Here is a 6,835-nt window from a genome sequence, read left to right on the forward strand (position 1 = left end):
GGATGAAAGTATCCGCGCTCGCCGCACCAGTAGACATCAAACCGAGTGCAACAGCCGCAGCAGCACCCAGGCCTGCAATACGGGCGCCACGGCGCAGGCCGGACTTGCGGTTCTCGCTCATTCGTTCCCCTCATCAGGATTCATGCAGGTTCCCAGCCTCGACGATCGAAGCTGAGGAGTGGTCCATTTCGGGCCCAGCGCAGTATTCGCAGCAAAGGTGTCCGCAGCGTTAACTGCAGACGACCAGTTGCCGGAATTTCGACACTAGAGACAAACCTCACTCGGAGGCCCGTCCGGGCGACGACGTGGCACCACGCCCCGCCCTCCATCTTCGTACTGACTCGTCAGGGACATTAACCTGAGCTAAGAACCTGGGCAACGTGATCAGCCCGTGACGCAATTGTGATGTGCCTCACAAAGTTGAAAACGAAACATTACCTACGGGTAGCCCCGCTTTGGGCTCACGCGAATTAAAGCGGGCGTACCAGTGAGTTTCCGGGCGCGATTTTTTCCGTTACTGCCGACAACACTTAGATTCATCCAGATTCCAATAAAGCGTTTACCCGTGATGAGGAGGAACCTGACGTCGAATCCACTCCTCGGACTCGTTGCGTCCGTCCACATAGTGAGACGCCTCGCCGGGATCGCGTTCGTCCGCGGTGGTGTCGGGGTAGACGTCCCCGAAGATGCGTTCGAGCCGGGCCCTGTCGATCGGGGCCCGGCTCGGAACTGCCTGCTCGTCGGGCTCGGTGTGCGAACCCGGCTCGTCGAAATGAGAAATCGTCTCAGCCTTCCAGACCGGACAATTCGGAAATCACGTGTGCCGCGAGCGGCGTCAGGGTGGCCATGCCGTCCCGGACTGCGGCGCGAGAGGACGCAAGGTTCACCACGAGTGTGCTGCCGGACACACCGGCGAGCCCGCGGGAGAGACCGGCGTCCAGCGAACCGGCGGCGAGACCCGAAGACCGGAGGGCCTCCGAGATTCCCGGAATCTCGCGGTCGAGGACCTCGGCGGTGACGTCGGGGGCGACGTCGCGGGGCGACACGCCGGTGCCGCCGACGGAGACGACGAGGTCGACGCCGCCGATGACGGCGGTGTTGAGCGCGTTACGGATCTCCACCTCGTCGGCCGCCACCGCGACGATGGCGTCGACGATGAAGCCGGCCTCGTTCAGCAGTTCCGTCACCAGAGGCCCGATGGAGTCCTTGCCGTCACCGTGAGCGGTGCGGTCGTCGACGATTACCACCAGCGCGCGGCCGGCCAGCGAGGCTTCGATGTCCATGGTCCCTACCGTAGTGGCCCCGTTCAGAACGGACTCGACCTGCCCGAGAATCCCCGTATTCATCAGCGGCCGCCCTGTTCGGCGGTTCCGAGCGTGACGTCGACGGTCTTGGAATTCGATCCGTTCCCGTCGGTGTAGGTGATGGACACGTTGTCTCCCGGTGCGTGTGAACGAATGGCGGCGATGAGCGCGTCGCCGCTGGTGATGACCCGGTCGTCGACCTTCGTGATCACCGAGCCCTTCGGAATTCCCGCCTTCTCCGCCGGGCTGCCCGACGTGACCTCGACGACGGTGGCACCGTTGGCAGCGTCCTGCGACGGGACCTGGATTCCGATGACGGCCTGGGTGGCCTTGCCCGTCTTGACCAGCTCGTCCGCGATGCGCCGGGCCTGGTCGACGGGAATCGCGAAGCCGAGACCGATGGAGCCGCTCTGCTCGCCCGCGCCGGAACCGCCGATACTCGCGATGGCGGTGTTGATGCCGATCAGCTGACCGTCCATGTTGACGAGAGCGCCGCCGGAGTTGCCCGGGTTGATCGCCGCATCCGTCTGCAGGGCGTCGATGACGGTGTTCTGGTTGCCGGACTCACCGCTGGTCGACACCGGGCGGTTGAGCGCCGAGATGATGCCCTCGGTGACGGTGCCGGCGAGACCGAGAGGCGAACCGATCGCGACGACCTGCTGTCCGACCTGCACGTTGCCCGAAGTGCCCAGCTCGATCGGGGTGAGGCCCGTCTTGCCGTCCACCTTGATGACCGCGAGGTCGGATACCGGGTCGGCGCCGACCAGCTTGGCGTCCGCGGTGCTGCCGTCCGAGAACGCGACCGTCAGCTTGCCGCCCTTGGCGGCAGCGCCCGCGACGTGATTGTTGGTGAGGATCATGCCGTCGGACGAGATGACGATGCCGGATCCCTCGCCACCGGAACCGCCCGCCGTCGCCACCTCGATCTGGACGACGCTCGGGACCACCTTGTTCGCGACCGCCTGCACCGACCCCGCCGGTGCATTCGCGGCCGGGGTCGCGGTGTTGTTCTTGGGGGCGTCGAGGGAGTTGGTCACCGCGGCGCCGCCGCCGTTCCGGTCCGTTGCCAGCGAACCCACGACGCCGCCGATGCCGCCGCTCACGAGAGCGAGCGCCACAGCGCCCACCACGATCGCCGTGCGTGCGGGACGCTTCGTCACGGTCGCCGTCGNCCCCCCGCCGGTCTGTCCGGGCCCCTGCAGGCCGGGGAACGGGCCCTGAGGCGTCCCCGGCTGCCCGGCCGCATGCTGGGCACCCGGATGTCCCGGAGCGCCGTGCTGGGGGTGCCCGAACTGCTGGGTGGGCTGGTGCGGCGCACCGTACGGATTGCCCTGGGGGTACCCGGCGCCGTAGGCCTGCTGCCCCGCCGGACCGCCCGCGGGGTTGTGCGGAGTGGTCGGGAACTGCTCGGTCGGGTGGTACCCCGGCGTCGGCGACTGCGGCTGTGGGTTGGCCGGCTGGTCGGGGCGCCCGCCCCGGTCGCCACCGGCGTTCTCGCGGCTGTCGCCGTCGTGGCTGTTTCGATCCTCGCTCATCGCATCACTTCCATCTCCCGCGACCACCCGCAGGGGCAGTCGCACCGTCTCTGTCTACGAGAGTGCCCGGTGGGACTGAGAGGGTCCTGAGACCGGCCTTTGAGTTAGCCGAGACCTCGAGCTTCGAGCCTATTCCGCTTCGGGTTCCCCCGGAAGGACGATGCGGATGAGCGCACCACCCCGTTCGGAGACGTCCACCGCGATCGTGCCGCCGTGCTTGACCACCACCTGCCGGACGATCGCCAGCCCCAGCCCGGAGCCGGGCATCGAGCGTGACGCCGTGGACCGGTAGAAGCGGTCGAACACCAGCTCCCGGTCCTCCTCCGGAATACCCGGGCCCGCGTCGTCGACCGTCAGCTCGAGAAGTCCGTCGCCTGCCGGTCTCATCGCCACCCGCACCTGCTCACCGGTCGGACTCCACTTGGCGGCGTTGTCGAGGACGTTCAGTACTGCCCGCGACAATCCCGCGTGGTCGCCGTAGACGAACCAGGGAACGGTGACGGCAGTGAAGTCGATCTCGTTGCGCCTGCGTCGCGCGCGCTCGAGGCTGCGGTCCACCACTTCACTGAGATCGACTCTCTCGAAGACGGTTTCCGGTGCGTCCTCGCGGGCCAGGTCGACGAGGTCGCCCACCAGCTGCGAGAGTTCCTCGATCTGCGCCACCACATCGGTGCGTAGTTCGGCCATGTCCTCGTCCGGAATGTGGGGCGCACCAGGACGACTCGATGCGATCAGCAACTCCATGTTGGTGCGCAACGACGTGAGCGGCGTCCGCAGTTCGTGTCCCGCGTCGGCAACGAGCCTGCTCTGCCGCTCCCGCGATTCCGCGAGCGCCCTCAGCATGGTGTTGAAACTTTCGGTGAGACGCGCGAGTTCGTCGTTGCCCGTCACCGGCATCGGTGTCAGGTCGTCGGTGCGGGCCACCCGTTCCGTGGCGGCGGTGAGCCGGGCGATCGGACGCAGACCGGTGCGCCCCACCGTCGTTCCGGCGGCGGCCGCGAGGACCACCCCGCACCCGCCGACGATGAACAGCACCCACGCCAGCCGGTCGAGCACCGCCCCCGTCGGCGCCAGCCGCTGGGCGATCACCAGCGTGCTGCCGTCCTGGGTCCGCTCGGCCAGCACCCGCTGGTTGTCCGCAGTGCGCAGGGACGTCTCCTGCTCGCCGCGCGCCACCGACAGCTCCGGCTCGCCGATCGGCACATTGGAACCCGGTGGCGTGTACGTGTCGAGGTCCGGAAAGACCAGCGCCACACTGATGTCCGTCGTGTACAGCGTCGCGCCCGCGATGTACCGCGGATCGAACGTCACGAGGTTGCTGTCGATGAGCGCCGACGCGCGGTTCCGCAACTGATTGTCGACATCGGCGTACAGGGCCCGCGACACCACGGCGTACGCCGCGATCGCCATCACCGCCACCGCGATGGCCACCACGGACGCGGCGAGCAGCGTCACCCGCCACCGCAGTGACACCGACCGGGTCAACGGCATCGGAGGCCGCATCTCGGGCGGTAACGGGATCGGTCCTGTGGGGTGCCGGGAAATGTGGTGCGTGTCGTGCTTCGCCGCCCCCGACTTGGGGGCAGTTCTGTGGAACGGAACAGCCATCACGGAGGAGTCTCCCGCAGCACGTAGCCGACCCCGCGGACGGTATGCAACAGGCGGGTCTCGCCGTCCGCCTCCGTCTTGCGGCGCAGATACCCGATGTACACCTCGAGCGCGTTGCCGGACGTCGGGAAGTCGTAACCCCACACCTCCTCGAGGATGCGGCCGCGGGTGAGCACCCGGCGCGGGTTGGCCATCAGCATCTCGAGGAGCGAGAACTCGGTGCGGGTGAGGCTGATGGACCGCTCGCCGCGCGTCACCTCGCGGGTGACCGGGTCGAGCGTGAGGTCCTCGAACGTCATCTTCTCCGAATCGATGCCCGGTTCCGGGGCGGCGCGGCGCAGCAGCGCACGCAACCGGGCCAGCAGCTCCTCGAGGGCGAACGGTTTCGGCAGGTAGTCGTCGGCTCCGGCGTCCAGGCCCGACACCCGCTCCGACACGGAATCGCGCGCCGTCAGGACGAGAATCGGCAGGTCGTCGCCGGTGCTCCGCAACCGGCGGCACACCTCGAGACCGTCCAGACGCGGCATCATCACATCGAGCACGAGCGCGTCGGGGCGTGCGTTCGCGACCTTCTCGAGAGCGTCGATACCGTCGACGGCCAGTTCCACCGAGTACCCGTTGAAGCTGAGGGACCGCCGTAAGGACTCCCTCACGGCGCGATCGTCGTCGACCACCAAAATGCGCATACCCGACAGTTTGGCCCGATCAACTGAGATATGTCTGAGAAGGGACCTCTAATGGGGATGTCGCCGGTCACTCGACGACGCGCGGACCCGGCAGACCCCAGTTCCGCCACAACGCCACCAGCCGCAGCGCGGACGCGAACACCGTCCCCACCACCAGCGCCACATCGGTCCCCGAACCCCACTCGCTCACCGCGACGACCAGCGCCGAACCGAGCAGCGCCGGCACCGCGTAGAAGTCCCGCTGCAGCAGCAACGGGACCTCGTTGACCAGCACGTCGCGCAGGATGCCACCGCCGATCGCCGCCGTGCCGCCGATGAGGCACGACGCCAGCGGACTGGCCCCGTGGTCGAGCGCGATCACCGCGCCCGTGCTCGCGAACAGGCCCATCCCCAGGGCGTCCAGCACCAAGATCTCCCGGCGAAGCCGCCCTACAGTCGAATGCAGGAAGAACACCAGCAATGACATGACGAACGACGTGCCGAGGTTCGGCCAGCTTCCCAGCGATGTCGGCGGGTGGATGCCCAGCAGGACGTCGCGGACGATGCCGCCACCCAGAGCGGTGAACACACCGACCACGCACACACCGAAGATGTCGAGGCGCTTCGTCACCCCCACCAGGGCGCCCGACGCCGCGAACACCGCGATGCCCACCAGTTCCAGGATGTACAGCAGCACCCGCCAAGGTTCGCACGGCGTGCCTTCGGCCCGTGAGTACTTATTAACCTCGATCCACCGATCGAGGCCGGGTTGAGTGGTGAGTCCGGTTGCGGGCGTTGATGGGCTGCCAGGGTGTGGGTGATCGCCCGACCTGGGTGTCGGGTTGTTCCACTGGGTTTCGGGTCGGGGCCGGGAGGGCCGGACGGATTAGGTGGCCTGGGGTTTTCGATGTCGGGTGTGGGNGAAGAGGTGATTCCATTCCGATTCCCAAGGCCAGTGCCGCGGCAGGTGCAGGGTGAGCCGGCGGGCCGAGGACGCGATCCGCGCCGGCACCGAGATCAGGGTCCGCCGGATGGTGGCGGTCGTCGCTTTGACCAGCCGTGTGCCGGTGAGGGTGGCGGCGGCGCGGGTGAGATTGAACGCCATCACCGCCAGCACCAGCCAGGCACTGTTGGCGGCGAACCGACCCGACGGCAGATGCGCAAGCGCGGAAGCCTTCAGGTCGGCGTGCACCTGCTCGATGATCGCGTGCCCGCGGTGAACCTTGTCCGCGGCGACGGTGTCCAGGACGGCCGGGTCGGTGGTGGTGAAGAACGCGTGGAACCGCCAGGTGTCGAACAACGTGCCCTGACCGTCGGTGGATCGGGGATTCAGGTCGGGGATGCGGCGCACCACCAACCGGCCCGGTGTTCGCTCGGATGCAAGGCGGGTGAAGGCGGTGAAGTCGATCTCGGCGACCTCGGCGCGGGAAATCCACCGGTCGGTCTGTTCGTCGTAGACGGCGTCGGTGTATTCGATCGGGATCCACGCATCCTCGTCGATCGCCGCGATGGCAGCCTTCACCTTCGCGGTCATCCGCACGGTGACCGACACGTCGGCACCGGTACGCAGCGCCGCGGAGACAGTCGGGTGCCCGTAGAACGCGGAATCGGCCCGCACCAACACCCAACCCGGTGACTGCGGGCCCATGTGGCCGAGGGTGGCGAGGGCGTCGGTGACCATCCGGGACGCGCCCCGGGAGGATCCACAGGCGCCGCGGCGCAG

At 67.8% G+C, this 6,835-nt stretch carries 6 protein-coding genes and 1 pseudogene; all 7 read right to left on the reverse strand.

Translation table 11 applies throughout. From position 1 onward, the window contains the following. Positions 1–121: pseudogene (locus CA951_RS44800) on the reverse strand (mspA family protein); the annotation flags it as partial. 664 nt (positions 122–785) lie between these two features. Further along, complete coding sequence (locus CA951_RS41935; protein WP_005567398.1) at positions 786–1,346, reverse strand: molybdenum cofactor biosynthesis protein B; 561 nt, start codon at positions 1,344–1,346, stop codon at positions 786–788. Further along, on the reverse strand, positions 1,346–2,839 hold the full coding sequence (locus tag CA951_RS41940; RefSeq protein ID WP_087562453.1) for a trypsin-like peptidase domain-containing protein: 1,494 nt from the start codon (positions 2,837–2,839) through the stop codon (positions 1,346–1,348). Before CA951_RS41940 ends, CA951_RS41935 begins: the two co-directional genes overlap by 1 nt. 129 nt (positions 2,840–2,968) lie before the next feature. Then, entirely contained in the window at positions 2,969–4,447 is a 1,479-nt protein-coding gene (locus CA951_RS41945; protein ID WP_087562454.1) for a HAMP domain-containing sensor histidine kinase, read from the reverse strand. Next, the gene (locus CA951_RS41950; protein WP_087562455.1) at positions 4,447–5,133 is read right to left on the reverse strand and encodes a response regulator transcription factor; all 687 of its coding nucleotides are present in this window, start codon (positions 5,131–5,133) and stop codon (positions 4,447–4,449) included. Before CA951_RS41950 ends, CA951_RS41945 begins: the two co-directional genes overlap by 1 nt. 67 nt (positions 5,134–5,200) lie before the next feature. Then, entirely contained in the window at positions 5,201–5,809 is a 609-nt protein-coding gene (locus CA951_RS41955) for a trimeric intracellular cation channel family protein (RefSeq protein WP_087562456.1), read from the reverse strand. Between the two features lie 189 nt (positions 5,810–5,998). Next, a partial coding sequence (locus CA951_RS41960; protein ID WP_143543213.1) for an IS1380 family transposase occupies positions 5,999–6,835 on the reverse strand: 837 nt, incomplete at its 5' end.

This window comes from Rhodococcus sp. NCIMB 12038, assembly GCF_002165735.1.
Classification (GTDB): domain Bacteria; phylum Actinomycetota; class Actinomycetes; order Mycobacteriales; family Mycobacteriaceae; genus Rhodococcus_F.

Excerpts from the sequence above, each read along its gene's own strand:
- CA951_RS41950 (WP_087562455.1), bottom strand. The coding sequence starts at position 5,133 with ATGCGCATTTTGGTGGTCGACGACGATCGCGCCGTGAGGGAGTCCTTA.
- CA951_RS41935 (WP_005567398.1), bottom strand. The coding sequence starts at position 1,346 with ATGAATACGGGGATTCTCGGGCAGGTCGAGTCCGTTCTGAACGGGGCC.
- CA951_RS41945 (WP_087562454.1), bottom strand. The coding sequence starts at position 4,447 with ATGGCTGTTCCGTTCCACAGAACTGCCCCCAAGTCGGGGGCGGCGAAG.